The sequence below is a fragment of the Pseudomonas putida genome (assembly GCA_029953615.1).
Classification (GTDB): Bacteria; Pseudomonadota; Gammaproteobacteria; order Pseudomonadales; family Pseudomonadaceae; genus Aquipseudomonas.
Genome location: CP124529.1, coordinates 849,144 through 868,487, shown reverse-complemented (window position 1 = coordinate 868,487; position 19,344 = coordinate 849,144). Strand labels below are relative to the sequence as shown.

Annotated in this window: 20 protein-coding genes and 1 pseudogene; 15 read left to right on the top strand and 6 right to left on the bottom strand. The window is 63.3% G+C overall.

From position 1 onward, the window contains the following. Window positions 1–101 precede the first annotated feature (101 nt). From QIY50_03965 to QIY50_03945, 5 genes are all read left to right on the top strand, one after another. Window positions 102–1,211 carry a hypothetical protein gene (locus QIY50_03965; protein WGV21422.1) on the top strand — a complete coding sequence of 370 codons (1,110 nt, stop codon included), beginning with the start codon at window positions 102–104 and terminating at the stop codon, window positions 1,209–1,211. A gap of 34 nt (window positions 1,212–1,245) precedes the next feature. Then, on the top strand, window positions 1,246–2,379 hold the full coding sequence (locus tag QIY50_03960; GenBank protein ID WGV21421.1) for a cupin-like domain-containing protein: 1,134 nt from the start codon (window positions 1,246–1,248) through the stop codon (window positions 2,377–2,379). A 103-nt stretch (window positions 2,380–2,482) separates the two neighbouring features. Next, complete coding sequence (locus QIY50_03955; protein WGV21420.1) at window positions 2,483–2,917, top strand: MAPEG family protein; 435 nt, start codon at window positions 2,483–2,485, stop codon at window positions 2,915–2,917. 38 nt (window positions 2,918–2,955) lie between these two features. Continuing rightward, window positions 2,956–5,274, top strand: coding sequence for an MMPL family transporter (locus QIY50_03950; protein ID WGV22998.1), 2,319 nt, complete (start codon window positions 2,956–2,958; stop codon window positions 5,272–5,274). 138 nt (window positions 5,275–5,412) lie between these two features. Continuing rightward, the gene (locus QIY50_03945; protein ID WGV21419.1) at window positions 5,413–6,141 is read left to right on the top strand and encodes a TetR/AcrR family transcriptional regulator; all 729 of its coding nucleotides are present in this window, start codon (window positions 5,413–5,415) and stop codon (window positions 6,139–6,141) included. A 102-nt stretch (window positions 6,142–6,243) separates the two neighbouring features. Here QIY50_03945 and QIY50_03940 read toward each other — a convergent pair whose 3' ends face one another. After that, complete coding sequence (locus tag QIY50_03940) at window positions 6,244–6,480, bottom strand: YdcH family protein (GenBank protein ID WGV21418.1); 237 nt, start codon at window positions 6,478–6,480, stop codon at window positions 6,244–6,246. A 117-nt stretch (window positions 6,481–6,597) separates the two neighbouring features. On the opposite strand from QIY50_03940, the gene QIY50_03935 reads away from it, so the two are divergent. The 5 genes from QIY50_03935 (at window position 6,598) to QIY50_03915 (ending at window position 11,223) form a co-directional block, all read left to right on the top strand. Further along, window positions 6,598–6,963, top strand: a complete 366-nt coding sequence (locus QIY50_03935) for a 5-carboxymethyl-2-hydroxymuconate Delta-isomerase (protein ID WGV21417.1) — start codon at window positions 6,598–6,600, stop codon at window positions 6,961–6,963. 165 nt (window positions 6,964–7,128) lie between these two features. Further along, complete coding sequence (locus QIY50_03930; GenBank protein ID WGV21416.1) at window positions 7,129–8,766, top strand: phosphoethanolamine--lipid A transferase; 1,638 nt, start codon at window positions 7,129–7,131, stop codon at window positions 8,764–8,766. Window positions 8,767–8,864: 98 nt separating this feature from the next. Then, a complete protein-coding gene (gene rnd / locus QIY50_03925) occupies window positions 8,865–9,998 on the top strand; it encodes a ribonuclease D (GenBank protein ID WGV21415.1) in 1,134 nt (377 codons plus the stop codon). Beyond that, window positions 9,995–10,288, top strand: coding sequence for a YcgL domain-containing protein (locus tag QIY50_03920; GenBank protein ID WGV21414.1), 294 nt, complete (start codon window positions 9,995–9,997; stop codon window positions 10,286–10,288). Before rnd ends, QIY50_03920 begins: the two co-directional genes overlap by 4 nt. A 2-nt stretch (window positions 10,289–10,290) precedes the next feature. Beyond that, a complete protein-coding gene (locus tag QIY50_03915; protein ID WGV21413.1) occupies window positions 10,291–11,223 on the top strand; it encodes a D-2-hydroxyacid dehydrogenase in 933 nt (310 codons plus the stop codon). A 131-nt stretch (window positions 11,224–11,354) separates the two neighbouring features. Here QIY50_03915 and QIY50_03910 read toward each other — a convergent pair whose 3' ends face one another. Continuing rightward, window positions 11,355–11,948, bottom strand: a complete 594-nt coding sequence (locus tag QIY50_03910) for a nitroreductase family protein (GenBank protein ID WGV21412.1) — start codon at window positions 11,946–11,948, stop codon at window positions 11,355–11,357. A gap of 144 nt (window positions 11,949–12,092) precedes the next feature. On the opposite strand from QIY50_03910, the gene QIY50_03905 reads away from it, so the two are divergent. Both QIY50_03905 and QIY50_03900 read left to right on the top strand, forming a co-directional pair. Beyond that, window positions 12,093–12,542, top strand: a complete 450-nt coding sequence (locus QIY50_03905) for a YcgN family cysteine cluster protein (protein WGV21411.1) — start codon at window positions 12,093–12,095, stop codon at window positions 12,540–12,542. 41 nt (window positions 12,543–12,583) lie between these two features. Continuing rightward, the gene (locus tag QIY50_03900) at window positions 12,584–13,792 is read left to right on the top strand and encodes a hypothetical protein (GenBank protein WGV21410.1); all 1,209 of its coding nucleotides are present in this window, start codon (window positions 12,584–12,586) and stop codon (window positions 13,790–13,792) included. A gap of 131 nt (window positions 13,793–13,923) precedes the next feature. Here QIY50_03900 and QIY50_03895 read toward each other — a convergent pair whose 3' ends face one another. The 3 genes from QIY50_03895 to QIY50_03885 form a co-directional block, all read right to left on the bottom strand. Beyond that, a complete protein-coding gene (locus QIY50_03895) occupies window positions 13,924–14,265 on the bottom strand; it encodes a DUF2892 domain-containing protein (GenBank protein WGV21409.1) in 342 nt (113 codons plus the stop codon). Window positions 14,266–14,327: 62 nt separating this feature from the next. Next, window positions 14,328–14,798, bottom strand: coding sequence for an RNA methyltransferase (locus tag QIY50_03890; protein ID WGV21408.1), 471 nt, complete (start codon window positions 14,796–14,798; stop codon window positions 14,328–14,330). A 70-nt stretch (window positions 14,799–14,868) separates the two neighbouring features. Beyond that, window positions 14,869–15,240, bottom strand: a complete 372-nt coding sequence (locus QIY50_03885) for a YajD family HNH nuclease (GenBank protein WGV21407.1) — start codon at window positions 15,238–15,240, stop codon at window positions 14,869–14,871. Between the two features lie 132 nt (window positions 15,241–15,372). Between QIY50_03885 and QIY50_03880 the strand changes: the two genes are divergently transcribed. Beyond that, window positions 15,373–15,651: a hypothetical protein gene (locus QIY50_03880; protein WGV21406.1), complete on the top strand. Its 279-nt coding sequence runs from the start codon at window positions 15,373–15,375 to the stop codon at window positions 15,649–15,651. Window positions 15,652–15,805: 154 nt separating this feature from the next. On the opposite strand, the pseudogene QIY50_03875 reads toward QIY50_03880, so the two are convergent. Then, window positions 15,806–17,849 (bottom strand): annotated as a pseudogene (locus QIY50_03875) (S9 family peptidase). A gap of 200 nt (window positions 17,850–18,049) precedes the next feature. Between QIY50_03875 and QIY50_03870 the strand changes: the two are divergent. Further along, a complete protein-coding gene (locus QIY50_03870; GenBank protein ID WGV21405.1) occupies window positions 18,050–18,547 on the top strand; it encodes an MFS transporter in 498 nt (165 codons plus the stop codon). Between the two features lie 14 nt (window positions 18,548–18,561). After that, a complete protein-coding gene (locus QIY50_03865; protein WGV21404.1) occupies window positions 18,562–19,335 on the top strand; it encodes a class II glutamine amidotransferase in 774 nt (257 codons plus the stop codon). Window positions 19,336–19,344: the final 9 nt, after the last annotated feature.

Sequence of the window (19,344 nt, the reverse complement as noted above, 5' to 3'; positions counted from 1 at the left end):
AAAGTACCGATAGGGATGTTCACGTAAAAAAATGGGAAGTGATGCTGATGAGACCTATGTTGAATACCGACGTGGAAAGAAGCGGCGTTGACGCAGGCGCAATGCCCTGGACCGTGAACCTGCGTGGCGCTGATGGCGAAGGCGTGCCGGTGACCGCGTATTTGCGCGAGCTGGGCGAGAGCAGCTTGACGCTGGACCTGGAACTGGCCGTGCAACCCGGGCAGGTGCTGGCACTGGCGGGAAAGGACGAGATTGCCCGGCGCGACATTGCCTTCGAGGCGCAGGTCGTGCAGGTACAGGCGAACGGGCCGGGCAAGCTTGCTTCGGTACGTTGCAGCCCCTGTGCGACGCAGGTGTCACGGCAGTGGCCGCGCGATGTCAAACAGCTCTGCCAGCGCCTGCGCGTTGACCAGGCCGTTGCGGCAGCCGGGCGTGTTGGCGGGTTCCAGCCGCTTTGCCCGGCCACCGACAAGCGTGCGGCGGTGCCGCTGTCGCTAACCCAGGCCAAGTCCGTCGACGAGCGAGAGGCCGCCTATCGCCTGGTGTATGACGCCTACTTCGCCAAAGGCCTGGCCGAGCCGGCCGAGAATGGGCTGTACACCAACGGTTTTCTGCTCAACCCGCAGACGGTGACGTTCGTTGGCAAGGTGGAGCAGGCCGTGGCCATGACCCTGACCTCTATTCCCGATTCGGAGCAGGGGCTGCCCATGGACGCGGTATTTGCCGACTGCCTGGAGCCCTTGCGCAAACAAGGCAGGCGCCTCGTCGAGTTCGGCATGCTGGCGGTCGGCACCGAGCATTTCGGCGCGATGAACTACAGCATTCACGACCCTGACCGGATGCTGTGCGTGTACTCGCTGTTCCGTATTGCCCTGCAGCACGCCAAGTTCAGCCGTGACTGCACCGATGTGGTGTTCGCCGTGCCACCCAAGCACCAGGCGTTGTATCGCTTCATGGGCGTCGGTGCCATATCCGAGGTGCGCTATTACAGCAAGTACAACACGCCCGCCGTGGCCATCCGCATCGACCTGCTGGCGCTGGAACTGCGCCCGCACGTCAGGCAGTTCCTGTTCGGCGAGGCGATGGCCGAACTACAGGAAATCGGCCTGACCGATTGGGGGGTACAGGCCCTGGCCAGATTGTTCGGTAGCCGATCCGCGCCCAGCGTGGCGCGGGATGCCGAGCCGCAGTTCAACAGTCAATCTCAATGACCCAGCAGGGAGTAGCAAGGCAATGGACAAAGCAATGAGGTCGCACAACAGTTTCGCACAGGCGGACTTCCCGACCATCGATCTGAGCCACGATCCGAAGATCGACTGGCTCACCCGCAGCCGCTACTGGGCGGACTTCCTGCGTCGGTACTACCTGGTCGGGCGCAAGGAACATGGCCCCTACGGTACCCCCGCCTGCATCGAGCGCACCCGCCGTATCGAGGCGCGTATCCAGGAACAGTCCAGGGCGTATGGCGACGGCCCGACCTTGCCGGTGCCCGAGGTCGACATCAACGCGCTGTCAGCCGAGAACTTCCACAAGCTCTACCTGGAGCCCAACACCCCGGTGGTATTCCGTGGCGCGGCCAAACACTGGGAGTCGGTACGCAAATGGACGCCAGAATACCTGGCGCAACACTACGGCGATGTGAAGGTGGCCACCCGGGTGCGCGGCAACGAGCTGAACGAGAAGGCGTTGCAGTACATCGACCTGCCGATCGCAGAGGTGGTCGAGAACATTCTCGGTGGTGGCACCTACTACCCGGGCCACACCGAAGACCTGTTCAACAAGCACCCCGAGTTGCGCCAGGAACTCGACCTGGCAACCCTGGGCAAGTACCTGAGCACGCGCGACAAACGCATCATGTCGACGCAGATGTTCCTCTCGGCCGGTGGGGTGATCTCGGGGTGGCACTGCACTGGCGGGCCGAACCTGTTCACCATGATCAATGGCGTGAAGAAATGGACGTTCGTGCATCCCAAGCATTCGATGTGGATGCACCCGATCACGCGCAAGGACATGTTCTACGCCGCCACCATGCTCGACTGGCGCAAAAGCCATGACGAGATCGAAGCGGACGGCTACCCGTTGTATCGCTACATCCCCAAATACACCACCACGCTGGAAGCGGGGGACGTGCTGTTTTCCCCGCACTGGTGGTGGCACTGCGTGGAAACGCCGGTCCCCTCGCTGGCGATTGCATCGCGGGCGATCAACAAGATGATCATGGGCAACAAGATGTTCTCGCTGATGTGGATTACCTCGCCACGCTTCCGCCAGACGGTAATGACCGTGCTCAAGGAAGGCTGGGGTTCGGACAAGGCCACCGGCGCGAAACTTGCGTTCGAGTTCGACACCGAGGAGTTCGTCCGTCGCGTATCGCTTTAGGTGCCGCCTGACCGGGCTATGACCATTATACTGTGACGGCCCCGGGGGCTGGCCCCCGGGACGTTAAAGTCCTAGACCGGAAAGTTGATCTAAAGGAGTAGATATGAGCGTAGTTCTTTACAGCTATACCCTGTGCGTGTTGGTGCTGTTTTTAAAGATGTTTGCCATTTCATGTTACCAAGGCGTTTACCGCATCGGCCGCATGACATTCAAGAATGCCGAAGATGCGAGTTTTGTCGGAAGGGCCGCCAGTGCCGAAGAACTGCCCCAGGTATCACGGGCATCCCAGGCCTGGATGAACGACCTCGAGAACATTCCATTGTTCTTCGTGCTCGGCGGTATTTACGTCCTGCTGGACGGGCCGGCCGAACCGGCGGTGTGGTTGTTCTCGCTGTTCACCGTTGCCCGCGTCGTTCACACCGTGACTTATCTGGCGCGCTGGCAGCCATGGCGCACGCTGTCTTATGCCGTGGGCATCGTCTGCCTCTTCGCGTTGGCAGGAATAATCATCGCTCAATTGGTCGCAGGGACCAGTTGAAGTTCTATCCATAACAAACAGGATCGCCGGTGGGCGAGATGACCAACATGGGCATGGAAGCAATAATTCGATTTCTGATCAATTGGCGCCGGTTCAACGCGCTTTGGGTGGTACTGGTCGTATTGGCGGTTGCGCCTGGTGTGATGAACCTGCGTTTCGACGCTTCGATCGATACCTTCCTGCCCGAGGACAACCTCGAACGCCAGCAATACGAACAATTCAGGCAACGGTTCGGCGATGACCGCCTGTTGGTGATCGCCTTGCCGGTTCAATCGCTGTTCACCGGCGAGCAGATGGCCAGCTTACAGGCGCTGACCACGCGCCTGGAGCAGCTACCCGATGTGGCCAAGGCAACCAGCATTGCCTCGGTCGACATCATGCTTGGCGAGCAGCAGGCGCTGGACATCCTGCCGGCTGAAAAGGCCTTGGCCAACCCTGCTGCGTACGACCGGCAACGGGTGGTGGACAAGCTGCTCGGCAGCCCGTTGTATCTTCGTGACCTGATCTCGCCAGACGGCCAGGTCACGGCCATCCTGCTCGAAGCGAACCTGGCGGCTACCGAAGGCAAGTTCGAGCGGATCTTGTCGGGCGTGCACGCGATCATGAACGACAGCGGTCATGCGAAGTACTACGTTGCCGGTGAACCGGTCGTAGAGCAGCAAGTGACCAGCGACATGTGGAAAGACCTGCAGACATTCATACCGCTCACCGCGCTGATCCTGTTCGTGTTGCTGCTGGTGTTTCTGCGCAACCTGGGCGATGTGATGGTGATGCTGGCAGTGGTGACGCTGTGCACGCTACTGCTGCTGGGCGGGATGGCCAGAGCGGGCTTGCCCATGAACGCCGTCACGGTTGGTTTGCCATCGATCATGATGTGCGTCGCCGTACTGGACTGCCTGCACTTGCTGGGCGCCTATCGTCAGGGGCTCGACCAGGGGATGCCGGTGCTGGATGCTGTGCGGTTTTCCTTGCGGCAGAACCTCATGCCGTGCTTCCTGACCGCGCTCACCACGGCATTCGGCTTTCTCGACCTGGCACTCAGCGAGGTGGCCCCGATTCGTCAATTCGGTGTCATCGCATCACTGGCAGCCATCTTCGCTTACCTGCTGTCCTGCCTGGTAATGCCATTCCTGCTGGAATGCGCGGCTTCGCGCCGGGTGCGTCGAAGCGAGCCGAAAAATCATGCCAGGTGGGTGCAACGCTTCGAGCCGCTGTACCGTTCACCCAGGTTGCTGCCCTATGTCTCGATCGCGCTGGTGGTGCTGGCCGTTCTGCCGATCGGGCGCCTGCATGTGGAAGCCTCGTTCCTCAATTTCATCGACAAGACGGCGCCAATCCACGTTTCCACAGACTACATAGAACGTGAGCTGGGCGGGGTGTCCAACCTCGAGATCAGCCTTGCGACCGAACACGCGGGTGGCGTGCTCGAGCCCGAGGCGTTGCGCGAGATTGTCGCGTTGCAAGGGTTCATCAGCCAGATCCCGGGCGTGGACAAGAGCCTGTCGGTGGTGGATTTCCTCAAGGACATTCACCGTGAAGTGGAAGGTGGGGATAGCCGTCAGCAGGCCCTGCCGCCCAGCCGTGAGAGCGCGGAACAGTATGTGTTCACCTACTCGCTGGCCGGGCCGGACCATGACCTGAAACGCTTCATCGACTATGACAACCAGTTCACCCGGGTGCGCATCCGCCTGCAACAGATGCCGCATGCGCAACTGCAGCAAGTGCTGGATCAGGTCCAGGGTTATCTGGACAGCCATCCCGGCGTTTTCGAGCATCATCTGACCTCCTACTCGGTCATGCAGTCGGTGATGGTCAAGCTGCTGCTCGACGGCATGGCGTGGAGCCTGTTGTCGGCCGTGCTGTCCATGCTCGTGGCGTTTTTCATCCTCACCCGCTCCTGGGCGGCAGCGGTGGTAGCGGTGATCGTCAACATCCTGCCGCTGGTGGCAGTGTTCGGGGTGATGGGCGCCCTGGGGCTGTCGATCAACGTGGGCACTTCGATGATCGGCTGCATCATGTTCGGGCTGGTGGTGGATGCGACGCTGCATTGCTTCTACCACGCCAGGCAAGCGCCGGCGCAGCTGACGGCCCGGCAGGTGGTCAGGCTGGTCTTCGACGATGTCGGTGAAGCCCTGTGGGTCGGCGGCCTGGTGCTGTGTGCCGGGTTCCTCGTACTCGGGGTAGGGGAGTCCTACTTCACCCGATTGTTTGGCCTGTTCTGCGCGCTGGCGGTCCTGGTATCGCTGCTCTGCAACGCACTGGGCATTCCCTATGTCATTCACCACTTTCTCAGGCGTCCAGCGCCGGGTGGTGTTGAAAGCGCCGCAGTCGCGCTACCGAGCATTGATCCACGCTGACCCGCGCACGTCATCGGTGCTTTAAACCTTGCGAGCCTGGCTTATCTGACCGGGTAGCCAAAAACCGCAAATCCTGACCAGGCCGGCTTGCCTCGCTGCAAGCCGCGTCTGCCAATACAACAAAGGAATGAAAACCACATGACCAAGCAAACAGTACTGGTGAGCAAATCGGGGCGCCCAAAGGATCAGGCCAAACGTAAAGCGGTGCTGGAGGCGGCCAAGAGCCTGTTCCTGAGCAAAGGCTACGAGGGTAGCAGCATGGATGCCATCGCCGCAGAAGCGGGTGTTTCGAAATTGACCGTGTACAACCATTACCGAGACAAGGCCACGCTGTTCTCCGCGGCGATAACGGCCAAGTGCGATGAGCAGCTACCTGAGCGGCTGTTCGAATTTTCACCGTATGCCAGCATCGAGACGGTGTTGCTCAATATCGGCATCAAGTACCTGGAGCTGATCTGCAGCAGCGAGGCTGTAGCCCTGCAGCGGGTCATCGTCGCCATGGCCAATCAGGAGCCCAAGCTGGCCTGCATGTTCTACGAGGCCGGTGCACGGCACATGCTCAGGGAAATGACCAACCTGCTGATGCGCGCGTCGCTGGCAGGCCGCTTGCACATCGAGGACCCGCAGAAGGCGGCGGAGCGCTTCTTCTGCCTGCTCAAGGGTGATGATTACTTCCGGGTGCTGATCGGAATCTGCGAACCGCTGGAAGGGGAGCAGGCCGCGCGGCATGTGCATGAGGTGGTGACGGTGTTCCTCGGCCTGCACAGCTGCGAAACGCCTCAGGTGCGTGCGGTGATGCCTTTCGGCACCCTGGCCAGCCCGGCCAAGGCGCAGGTGCCAAGCGTTGCGAGAACGCGAGGGCGCTGAGTGCAGGGTCGTCGGTATTGGCCGGCCGGCAAGCCGGCCGTTCACGAAGGCCTCGCCAGGCGCGCGTGAAGGATGGCTTGCCGGTAACGCGGGAACTGGCGTTCAGGATTTGGGCGGATGAATGATCCGTTCGATCTTGTCCTTGATCAGCAACCGCTCCTTGCGCAGGCGGTTGACGGCTTCGTCGTTGGTGCCGTTGCCTTCGGCGGCGACTACCTCCTTGTCTTTGGCGTTGTATTCCTTGTGCAGTGAGTGCAGCGTCTGGTCCTTGTCCATGAGCGCCTGGAATGCATCAGCGGTAACGTGCAGGTCAGCGAGCAGATCATGCGGAACTGGCATTTCTTCACCTCTGTCGGGGGTTGGCGAATGGTTCTGACCTTTGAGGATAGTCGCCTTTGCGCAGGTAGGGGACTGGGTTAGGCTGTCGTATCTCCCCCTTGACCCGGAACCCGCACCATGCCTCACCTGAACCTGGAATACAGCGACAACCTGCGCGAGCTCAATGTCGACGTCCTGCTGCTGCGTCTGAATCACGCCCTGGTCGGCAGTGGCCAGTTCGCCGACGAGGCCGACATCAAAAGCCGCGCCGAAGCCTTCAAGCACTATCGGGTGGGCACCGCTCCCGGTGAGCGTGCCTTTGCCCATGTGCGCCTGGCCATCCTCAGCGGGCGCTCGCCCGAGGTGAAAACGCAACTGTCCGCCAGCCTGCTGGAGGTGCTGCGTGAGGCCATCCCCGAGCAGGCCGGGCTGGATATCCAGCTGTGCGTGGAAGTGCTGGACATCGACCGCGAGCCATACGCCAAGGTACGCCTGCCTGGCTGAGCACACGCTGAATGAACTTCTTTTAATGTAGAAAAGGCGCCTGCTCACGGATTTGTTGGCGTCTTTTTCACAAAAAATTGATGGTGCGCTTTCTAGAGTTCAGCCCAGTTTCCCCGGTGCCGCGCAGGCCCTTGGGCTGATAATCACTCTAGATTGCGAACACCGATGCTCAACTTCAAATCCCTGCGGACTGAATGGGTCACGCTGCTGGCCAGCCTTTACTTGCTGATCGGCTTCAATGTCTTCCTCTGGCAGCATGTTGAACAGGTCGTGCCGCCCGGTTTGCCTGGGCTTTGGCTAAGCCTGGCGTTTGCCGTGCTGATGTTGTTCGCGTTCAACCTGATCCTTACGTTGTTCGCCTTCCGTTATGTATTGAAGCCAGTACTTATCGTGTTGTTCATGAGTGGCGCGGGTGTGGCTTACTTCATGAACCAGTACGGTGTACTTATTGACGCGGGTATGTTTCGCAATATCGCGGAAACCAACGTGGCGGAAGTGCGTGACTTGCTGTCGTTGAAGTTTGCCTTGTATATCCTGGGCCTCGGTGTAGTGCCTTCGGTACTATTGTGGAAGGCGCCCATCGCCTATCGTGCCTGGCACCGTGAACTGCTCGGCAAGCTGGTGGTTGGCGGTACCTGCGTAGTGGCACTGGGCTCGGTGGCATTGGTCAACTACCAGGGCCTGTCGTCGCTGTTTCGCAACCACCACGAACTGCGCCTGATGCTCACCCCCAGCAATATCGTGGGGGCTTCCATCGGTTATGTCAGCGAGCGCGTCGGTACCGCATCGCACCCCTTCCAGCATTATGGCGAAGATGCCAGGCGTGATGCCGCCTGGCAAAAACACCAGCGCAAGTCGCTGACCGTGCTGGTGGTGGGTGAAAGTGCGCGGGCAGACCACTTCGGCGTGCTCGGCTACAACCGCGATACCACACCGAACCTTGCCAGGGAACAGGGCCTGCTGGCGTTTTCCGATGTGCACTCCTGTGGCACGGAAACCGCCGTCTCGGTGCCGTGCATGTTCTCTGGCATGAGGCGCAAAGACTACGATGCCCGCGTGGCGAAGAACCGCGAAGGGTTGCTGGACATTCTCCAGCGTGCCGGCCTGGCGGTGCAGTGGCGTGACAACCAGTCGGGCTGCAAGGGTACCTGCGACCGGGTGCAGTTCATTGATGTCAGCAACCTCAAGGACCCGCAGTTGTGCGCTGATGGTGAATGCCATGACCAGATCCTGCTGCAGGGTCTGGGTGAGCTGATCGACAACCTCGACAAGGACACCGTGCTGGTGCTGCACCAGATGGGCAGCCACGGGCCTGAGTACTTCAAGCGCTACCCCGGCGCCGACCAGCGCTTTGCCCCGGTGTGCCAGAGCAACGCGCTGGACCAGTGCAGCGAGCAGGAAATCATCAACGGCTACGACAACACCCTGGCATATACGGACGAGGTGCTGGCCTCGCTGATCGACACCCTGCGCAGCAAGCAGGACAAGGTCGACACGGCAATGATCTACCTGTCCGACCACGGCGAGTCGCTGGGCGAGTACAACCTGTTCCTGCACGGCACACCCTACGCCATCGCCCCCGAGCAGCAAAAGCACGTGCCGCTGCTGACATGGTTCTCGGACAGCTACAAGGAGGACTTCGGCGTCGACACCGACTGCCTGGCCAAGCTCAGCGATGCGCCGCTGTCGCAGGACAACCTGTTCCACTCGATGCTCGGCCTGTTGCAGGTGCACACCGAGGTCTACCAGCAGTCGCTGGACATGTTCGCCAGCTGCCGGCCGTGGCTGGCGGCCAAGCGCTGAGTCGGGCTGCACCGTTTATCCATTCCAGGGATGGCCCGGGTTTCACCAGCAGTGCCCGCGCCGTATATACTGCGCGCCAATGTTAGTGGGAGAGCCTCGTGGCCATCGAAATACACTGGATCCGTGACGACCAGAGCCTGGCCGAACACTGCCGCGACTGGCACAAGCTGCCCTTTGTCGCCGTCGATACCGAATTCATGCGGGTCGACACCTTCTACCCGAAAGCCGGGCTGATCCAGATCGGCGACGGCCAGCGTGCCTTCCTGATCGACCCGTTGCTGATCGGCAACTGGCAACCTTTGGCCGAACTGCTGGAAGACAGTGGTGTGGTCAAGGTGCTGCACGCCTGCAGCGAAGACCTCGAAGTGCTGCTGCGCCTGACCGGCAAACTGCCACAGCCGCTGTTCGACACCCAGCTGGCCGCCGGTTACCTGAACCTGGGCTTCTCCATGGGCTATTCGCGCCTGGTGCAGGACGTGCTGGGTATCGACCTGCCCAAGGGCGAAACCCGCTCCGACTGGCTGCAGCGGCCGCTCTCGGAAACCCAGGTCAGCTATGCCGCCGAGGATGCCGTGCACCTGGCCGAGCTGTTCACCGTGCTGCGCCCGCGCCTGAGTGACGACAAGTACGCCTGGGTGCTGGAGGACGGCGCCGAGCTGGTGGCCGCATTGCGCCGCGAAGTCGAGCCCGAAAGCCTGTACCGCGACGTCAAGCTGGCCTGGAAGTTGACCCCCCAGCAACTGGCAGTGCTGCGTGAGCTGTGCGCGTGGCGCGAGCGTGAAGCGCGCAACCGCGACGTGCCGCGCAACCGCATCCTCAAGGAGCATTCGCTGTGGCCCATGGCCAAGAGCCAGCCGAACAACCTGTCGGCGCTGGCCAAGATCGACGAGATGCATCCGCGCACCATTCGTCAGGACGGTGAGTTCCTCATTCAGCTGATCAAGCGTGCCGCCAGCCTGCCAGCCGAACAATGGCCACAGGCCCTGCCCGAGCCTTTGCCGATCGAAGCCGCCGGCATCCTCAAGCAGCTGCGCGCCATCGGCCAGGCCGAAGGTGAGCGCCTGGGCATTGCCCCCGAGCTGATGCTGCGCAAGAAAGCCCTGGAAGCGCTGCTCAAGAGCGGCTACCCCAACGGCCCCTACCAACTGCCCGATTCGCTGCGCGGCTGGCGCCGTGAGCGCATGGGCCAGGCCCTGCTGGACAGCCTGGCAGGCGCCGGAGAGACCCGATGAAACGCATTTGCTCTATCTACAAGAGCCCCCGCAAGAACGAAATGTACCTGTACGTGCTCAAGGCCGACGGCCTGAACCGTGTGCCCGAAGGCCTGCTGCCGTTCTTTGGCACCCCGAAGCACGCCTTCGACCTGGTGCTTACTCCCGAGCGCAAGCTGGCCCGCGAGGACATCGCCAAGGTGCTGGAAAACCTCGACACCCAGGGTTACCACCTGCAGATGCCGCCGCCGGAAGACGACTACATCGAGCACCTGCCCGAAGAGTTGCTGCGCCGTAACGACCCTGCCTGATCATGCGAGTACTGATTGCTGAGCATGATCATGCTCGATATGCCGAAATTTTGCGCGCAGCCGCGCCTGAACTGGAAGTCCTGACCAGCGGCGACTCCGCAGAACTGGCCCGCCAGGCACCGCAGTGCCCGGTGTGGCTGGGCCAGCCGGACCTGCTGGCCAGCCTGCTGCGCCAGGGCCACAAGCCTGGCTGGGTGCAGTCTACCTGGGCCGGTATCACCCCGCTGCTGGCCGAGGGCCTGCCGCGTGACTATCGCCTGACCCGCGCCGTGGGCATCTTTGGCCAGGTGATGGCCGAGTACATGCTCACCTACATGCTTGGCCATGAGCGCGAGGTACTGTCGCGCCTGGTCAGCCAGGTCGAGCGGCGTTGGGACGACCGCCCGGGGCGTACCCTGGAAGGGCGCAAGGTGCTGATCGTCGGCACCGGCGACATTGGCCAGCGGGTGGCCGAGTTCCTGCAGGCGTTTGGCGTGGTGCTGTATGGCGTTGCCAGCAGCGCCCGCGAGCAGGCACCATTCGTCGAGGTGGCGGCGCTGGCCGACCTGCCGCGCATGGTTGGCCAGGCCGACTACGTGCTCAACCTGCTGCCGGATACCCCGGCCACCCACGACCTGTATGACGCGACACTGTTCAAGTGCTTCCAGCCCACGGCGCTCTTCATCAATGCCGGGCGTGGGGTGGCGGTGGTCGACGCTGACCTGGTCGAAGCGCTGAAGGACGGGCACCTGGCGGGGGCGGTGATCGATGTCTGCCGGCAGGAGCCGTTGCCCAGGCAGCATCCGTTCTGGACGGCGTGGGGCTTGCTGCTGACCGGGCACAGCTCGGCGCCCACCTCGCCGGCGGCGATGGTGCGGTTGTTTGTCGAGAATGTGCGGGCGTATGTGGCGGGGCAGGGGTTGCGTGGCGAAGTGGACTTCGCCCGGGGCTACTGATTTTGTAGTGCCTGTACCGGCCTTTTCGCGGGCTTGCCCGCTCCCACAGGTATTGCGCCGCCCTCGAAGGGTGTGTTGTACCTGTGGGAGCGGGCGAGCCCGCGAAAAGGCCGGTACAGCCAATGCAAGGCTTACAGGCTGAAATCACCCTCGGCCGCCAGCTCGCTCAGTGGCTTGCGCGGGCTGGGCACTTCACGCGCCTGCAGGGCTTCGTTCAGGCTGGCCTTGTCGCCCAGCTTGCCAATTGCCACCATGGCATGCAGCACGTAGCCTTCAGGCACCTTCAACTCCTGACGCGCCAGCGCCTGGTCGAAACCGGCCATGCCATGGGTATGCCAGCCGCTGATGCTGGCTTGCAGGGCCAGGTGCCCCCAGGCGGAGCCGGTGTCGAAGGTGTGCCACAGCGCCGGTTTTTCTTCCGTGGTGCCCGGTGCGGCGTAGGTGGTCTTGGAAATCACCAGCACCAGCGCCGAAGCCTGTTGCGCCCAGCTGCGGTTGGCCGGCACCAGCAGGTTCAGGTAACGCTCCCAGTTCGGCGTGTCACGGCGGGCATAGAGGAAGCGCCAAGGTTGCGAGTTGTTCGCCGACGGCGCCCAGCGAGCCGCTTCGAGGAAGCTCAGCAAGGTTTCTTCGCTGATCGGCTCGGCGGTGAAGGCGCGTGGCGACCAGCGGTTGATGAACTGCTCGTTGATGGCGTAATCGGCAATGCGGGGGTTGGCGCTCATGGCGGCTCCTGCAAAAGGACGGGAAACGCGCACGCTACTGCGTCGCGTCGCGACTGACAAGCGGTCTGGCTTTGCCGAAGGCCAGGCTCTAGACTGGCGCCGCCGCGCGCCGTGGCCCCAAGATGAATGCAGGAAACCCGTGTCATGATCGCTGAAAACGCGCCGTTCTGGCGGCGCAAGACCCTCGAGCAACTCAGCCCGCAAGAGTGGGAGTCGCTGTGTGACGGCTGCGGCCTGTGCTGCTTGCAAAAGCTTGAGGACGAGGACGATAACAGCGTCTATTACACACGCGTCGCCTGCAAATTGCTGGATCTGGATACCTGCCAGTGCAGCGATTACCCCAACCGCTTCGCCCAGGTCCCCGACTGCATCCAGCTCACCCCGGGCAAGGCCGACCAGTTCAAGTGGCTGCCGAGCACCTGCGGCTACCGCCTGGTCAGCGAAGGCAAGGATCTGCCAGCCTGGCACCACCTGGTCTGCGGCGACCGCCAGCAGGTCCATGAACAGCGCATTTCCCAGTCGGGGCGCATGCTCAGTGAACACGATGTGCACGAAGATGACTGGGAAGACCACCTGATCTTCCGCGCCAGCTGATCGGCGCGGCCCGCTGCCACGGGGAAACAAGGAGTTTCTGTATGCGTTGCCAGCTGTTGTTGCTGTTGGGCCTGATGGCCAGCTCGCCGGCCTGGGCGAAAAAGGTCGAGCTCGACTACCAGGTGCGCCTGTTACCGGCCAGTGGCCAGGCGGAGGTCCGCCTCACCTTGGCCGAAGGCAGTGCCGTGCGCAGCCTGGACTTCGACCTGGGCAAGGCCGGGGCCTACAGCGGCTTCCAGGCTGATGGCCAATGGCAAATGCAGGGCCAGCGTGGTGTGTGGCAACCGGCGGCTGGCAAGACCAGCCTCAGCTACCGCGTGCAACTGGACCAGAAACGCGCCAGCGGCGCCTATTCGTCGCGCATCACCCCGCATTGGGCGCTATTCCTCGGCGACCAACTGGTACCGCCTGCGCGCCTCGACCAGCAGGATGGCACCGAGCTGGTGGCGCGGCTGGCGTTCGACCTGCCCGAGGGCTGGAAGAGCATCGAGACCTCATGGCCACGCATCGGCAAGGACAAGTTCCGCATCGACAACGTTTCGCGCCTGTTCGACCGCCCCACCGGCTGGATGCTTGCCGGCGACCTGGGCAGCCGCCGCGCCCGCCTGGGCGAAACCGAGGTTACCGTGGCCGCACCGGTGGGGCAGGGTATGCGGCGCATGGACAACCTGACCCTGCTGACCTTTGTCTGGCCGCAATTGCAGGCGGTGTTCCCGCGCAACCCGCCGAAGCTGCTGCTGGTCGGTGCCCGTGACGGCATGTGGCGCGGGGCGATGGCTGCGCAGGGGTCGTTGTACCTGCACAGCGCCCGGCCGATGATCAGCGAGAATGGCAGCAGCCCGTTGCTGCGTGAAGTGGTGCAACTGTTTGCGCAGATCCATGGGCGTGATGGCAGTGACTGGCTGGTGGAAAGCCTGACCGAATATTACGCCAGCGAGTTGCTGCGCCGCTCGGGCGGGGTAAGTGACGACCGTTACCAGGCCTGGCAGGCGCGCCTGAGCAAGCAGGGTGCCAAAGTCACCCGGCTCAAAGGCGAGCATGCCACCCCGGCGCAGGTAGCGCGTGGGGTGATGTTGCTGCAGGCGCTGGACAAGGAAATCCGCATCCACACCCAGGCCAAGCGCTCGCTGGACGATGTGGCCCGGGGGCTGATGCGCTTGCCAGGCGTGAGCACCGAAGACTTCGTGCAGATCAGCGAGAATGTGCTGGGGCGGCGCTCCGAGGTGTTGCAGAGCAAGGCGTTGCGCTAGGGCTCTTCAGTGCCTGTGCCGGCCCTTTCGCGGGCACGCCCGCTCCCACAGGACCGCGCAGGGCTCAGCGGCAATTCGGTACATGTGGGAGCGGGCGCGCCCGCGAAAGGGCCAACACAGGCAGTGCAGGATCAACTGCCAGCCAACGGATCTTTCCCGGTCACCGTCACCCCCCGCGTCGCTGCGTCGGCACTGGCCTTCAATGCCTCCAGCTCCGCCGCGCTGCGCTCGATGTCCGAACGCAAGCGGTGATATTCCTGCCGATGCCGCTGCCACCAGGCCTTGGTTGCACAGTGCCCGCTGAAGCCCCGAGCCAGGGCCAGGCCGCCCACGGCAATCTGCAACAAGCCGACAAGGCCGCCGTGGCGCAACCCCTTGCTTACCATCAACGCGCCACCAGCCAGCGAACTGGCACGCTCAAGGCCATGAACATTGTTGTCCTGCGATGTCGCTGCCGAATGTATATCAAGCATGGCAAGGTCTCCGTCTGAAGTGTATGCAGGTGACCTGTCGGCCACCGTCATCGTTCAGTCGGCTATTTGAACCGGGGCCCCGAACGGGTGTTCAGGCCCTTGGCCATGCGGTCATACAGCACCACGTTCACCGTCGCCGCCAGGTTCATGCAGCCGTCGGTCGGAATGTAGATGGTCTCTTCGCACCACGCCCGTACATCGGCACTGAGGCTGCCGTCTTCCGGCCCGAAGATATAGATAGCCCGGTCCGGGTGGGTGTACTCCGGCAATGGCCGCGCACCTTCAACCAGTTCTACAGCCACCGGCGTGCAGCCCAGCGGGATGATGCGCTGCAGGTCATCGATGCCGATCAGCGGGATGTCGTAGTGCACGCGCTTGGTGTCGGTGACGAAGTCACGGGCACGCTCATAGCGTTTGCCGGTGTAGAACACCGAATTGACGCCGTAGCAACCCGCGGCGCGCATCACCGAGCCGACGTTCTCTGCCGACTTGGGGTTGAACAGGCCGATGCAGCTGTATCGTTTGTTTGCCACGACCGGGGCCCTTCGCGAAAAAAGCGCGATTATACGGGCTGCCCGGTAGCAGCGGGGGGCGAATCGATGGTCAGTCTTTCTTCAGCATGCCCGCCAGCCCGGCGAACGGGTTATGGGTGGCCTTGGCGATGCTCGGGGTGCTGGTGGAGCCTTCGCTGAAGTACTGCTGGTCGGTGTAGCGCGAGTGCTCGTTGTCGTGGCAGTACAGGCACAGCAACTCCCAGTTGGAGCCGTCCTGCGGGTTGTTGTCGTGGTTGTGGTCGCGGTGGTGCACGGTCAGCTCGCTCAGGCGCTTGCCGGAGAACTCGCGGGCGCAGCGGCCGCAGACGTGCGGGTACATTTTCAGGGCCTTGTCGCGGTAGCCCATTTCCTTGTCGCGCTTGGCATCGGCCAGGATGCGGTCCAGTCGCGCGGTGGCAGCGGCGGAAGAGGTGGAGCTCATGGTGTTTCCTTTGTACTGATCAGGCAAATGACGGTTATGCCACTGAGTCTAGCGCGCTTGCGGGGCAGGCGGACAGGCGGAAGCCTGGATTTAGGCGTAGCCTGTAGGAAGGTTCCCGACAGGAGGTTGCTGATGTTTCGCGCGATCCTCGCTCTGCTGATGTTGGCCGGCCTGGCCATGGCCGAAGCTGCCAGTACGCCACCCCGGCTGACCACGCCGGTGCCCGGTGCACCAGGTACGCCTACGCCTACGCCATATCCGCAGATTACCCCCAGTACGCCGCCCAAGGCCTACGACAACAAGCCGGGGGCGCCATTGTTACCGCCGATGCCGGTACCCGGGCCGCCGAAAGATCAGCCGTTGCCGGGGTTGCGGCCGGAGCCGCCGAAGCCGGCGGTGGATGATGATTAAATAAAATCAGCCTGCACCGGATCCTGTGGGAGCGGGCATGTCGAGGCGTCGAACCGCCGCGAACACCGGCGAAGCCGGTGCCAACCACCGCGTTGAGTTCTTCGCGGGCATGCCCGCTCCCACAGGGATCGGCGCGGGTGCTCAACCCTGGGTTTTACGCCACACCCAGCTCACCAAACACGAACGCATACTCCAGCGCCACATCCTTCAAGCCCTGGTACCGCCCACTCATCCCGCCATGGCCAGCGCCCATTTCGGTCTTGAGCAGCAGCAGATTGTCGTCGGTCTTGCGCGTGCGCAGCCGCGCCACCCACTTGGCCGCTTCCCAGTACTGCACGCGGCTGTCGTTGTAGCCCGCCACCACCAGCATCGCCGGGTAGGCCTGTTCCTTCACGTTCTCGTACGGTGCGTAGGCCTTGATCCGCTCATACACCTCCGGCTCTTCAGGGTTGCCCCATTCGTCGTACTCGGTCACGGTCAGCGGCAGCTCAGGGTCGAGCATGGTATTGAGCACGTCGACGAACGGCACTTCGGCAATCGCGCAGCGGAACAGCTCGGGGCGCAGGTTGAGCACTGCACCCATCAGCAGGCCACCAGCGCTGCCGCCACTTATGGCCAGGCGGTCGGCAGCCGTCACACCTTCGGCGATCAGGTGCTCGGCACAAGCGATGAAGTCGCTGAACGTGTTGTGCTTGTGCTCCTGCTTGCCGGCACGGTACCAGGCTTCGCCCAGTTCGCCACCACCACGCACATGCGCGATGGCAAAGGCCACGCCGCGCTCCAGCAGGCTCAGGCGCGCATGCGAAAACCACGGGTCGAGGCTTTCGCCATAGGGCGCCGTAGCCATACAGGTACAGCGGCATGGTCTGGCCCAGGTCCTGGCGCCGGCGCACCAGGCTGATCGGCACCCGGGTGCCGTCCGCTGCGGTGGCCCACAGGCGCTCGCTGACGTAGTCATCGGCATTGAACGGCCCGAGTACCGGGGTTTGCTTGAGCACCGCCTGGGCGCCAGTAGCCAGTTCCAGCTGGCGCACCTGGGCGGGGCGGTTGAGGGCCTCGTAGCGCAGGCGCAGGCGCGGGCTGGCGAACTCCAGGCTGTCCTGCACGTACAGGCTGTAGGCCGCATCGGGCAGTTCGACACGGTAGGCCGCCAGGCCTTGGGGACGTACTTCGATGATCGGCAGGCCGCCTTCGCGCAGGCTAAGGGTCAGCGCAGTGGCATTCAGGCTGAGGCCCTCGAGCATGATCGCGTCGCGGTGCGGCACCAGCACCTGCCACTGCTCACGGCTGGGCACCGGTGCGACCGGAGCGTGATACAAGGCGAAGTTGATGCCGTCCTGGTTGGTGCGGATGAACCAGCGCCACTGGCCGTCGAGCTGGCCGTGGTCGGGGAAGTATTCGTGGCCTTCGACGCGTGGCGCCAGGCAAGTGAACGGTGCCTGCGGGGTTTCCGCGTCCAGCACCCAGGCCTCGCTGGTGGTCTTGCTGTTGAGCAACAGCACCAGCTGGCGTTCGGAACTGGTGCGGTAGCAGTGCAGGAAGAAGCGCCCGTCGGGCTCCTCGAACACAATCTGCGCGCCTTCGTTGCCCAGGGTGTGGCGACGCAGGCGCCACGGCCGGTGGGTGTCGTCCAGTTCGGCGAAGAACAGTGTCTGGCTGTCGTTGGCCCAGGTCAGGCTGCCGTCGCAGTCGTCGAAGGGCAGGGTGGTGACGCTGCCACTGGCCAGGTCCTTGACGTACAGGGTGTAGATTTCGTCGCCGCTGGTGTCCAGGCTGTAGGCCAGCAGGCGGTGGTCGGGGCTGACGTTGAACGCGCCGAGGGACAGGAAGCCACCGTTGGCCAGGGCGTTGGGGTCAAGCAGCAGTTGTTCCTGGCTTTCATCGACCGTGTTGGAGTCGTCGGCCGGGCGTGGGCAGCGGTAGTGGCGCGGGTATTCGTCGCCTGCGGTGGTACGGGTGTAGTACAGGTAGGGGCCCCACGGCGCCGGCAGCGACAGGTCGGTTTCCAGGATGCGGCCCTTGATCTCTTCGAACAGCTGCTCGCGCAGTGGCGCCTGGTCGGTCAGACAGGCTTCCTGATAGGCGTTCTCGGCCTGCAGGTAGGCAAGCACCTCGGGGGAGTCGCGCTGTTGCAGCCAGGCGTACGGGTCGGCGGTGTTGTCGGCGTGGGCAATAGGGGGTTGGGGCTTGGTTGGCATTGAGGATCTCTTGATTGGGGTTGCCTGTGCCGGCCTCTTCGCGGGCTTGCCCGCTCCCACAGGTTCACCACAGTTCTTGAAATCTGTGCGGTCCCTGTGGGAGCGGGCAAGCCCGCGAAGAGGCCGGCACAGGCAAACACTGTCTGCGCCCGGAAAAGTGTTTATCATAGGCATCTCTTTGCCTGGCTTGCACGAACACCATGACCGAGAACGACTACACCCTGGCCTGGGGCCTATACGCGGTTGCCGCCCTGGGCTGCCTGCTGGTGGGCTTCAAGCTCACCGGCTGGATGTGGCGCTGGCTGCGCGAACCGCTGCGGGTGGTGCTGGCGGTGCTGCTGCTGACCCCGACCATCGTCGACCCGGTCAAGGACAGCTTCGCCCCGGCCATCGCCATCACAGCCCTGGATGTCGCCTTCAAGGTCGGCAACAACGCCTGGCGCGCGGTGTCGGACTTTGCCATGTACGGCATGTTCGCCTTCAGCCTCTATTTCCTCTTCGTGGCGCTGCGCTGGCCGCTGGAAAAGCGCGCCCGCGAGCGCCGCGCCCAGGCCGAGGCCGCGGCCCAGCGCCAGGTCGCCGAAGATGACGCACTCGCTGCCCAGGCGCCGTTGGCCGCCGAGCGCCGGGACCGCTACCTTGACGACCCACGCCCTGCCGCCCTGCATGGCGGCGGCCGGGTCGAGCCCCGTCTGTAAGTGGAGACACGCCTATGTGCGAACTGCTGGGCATGAGTGCCAACGTTCCCACCGACATCGTCTTCAGCTTCACCGGCCTGATGCAGCGCGGCGGCCGTACCGGCCCGCACCGTGACGGCTGGGGCATCGGCTTCTACGAAGGCCGTGGCCTGCGCCTGTTCCAGGACCCGGCCGCCAGCAGCGAGTCGGAAGTGGCCAACCTGGTGCAGCGTTACCCGATCAAGAGTGAAGTGGTCATCGGCCACATACGCCAGGCAAACGTCGGCAAGGTGTGCCTGTCCAACACCCACCCGTTCGTGCGGGAGATGTGGGGCCGCAACTGGTGCTTCGCGCACAATGGCCAGTTGGGTGACTTCAAGGGCCAGGCCAGTTTCTACCGGCCGGTGGGCGACACCGACAGCGAGGCGGCCTTCTGCGACCTGCTCAACCGGATCCGCAGTGCCTTCCCCGAGCCCGTGCCGGTGGAACAGCTGCTGCCGGTGCTGGTCGAAGCCTGTGCCGGCTACCGCGGCCAGGGCGTGTTCAACTGCATGCTCAGCGACGGCGACTGGCTGTTCTGCTTCTGTTCGACCAAGCTGGTGCACATTACCCGCCGTGCGCCCTTTGGTGCGGCACGGTTGAAGGATGTCGACCTGATCGTCGATTTTCACACCGAAACCACCCCCAACGACGTGGTCACGGTGATCGCCACCGAGGCCTTGACCGAAAACGAGACCTGGCAGCGCTACGCACCGGGTCAGTGGGCCCTGTGGCGGCACGGCGAGTGCGTGGCGCACGGCCAGAGCTAAGGACGCGGC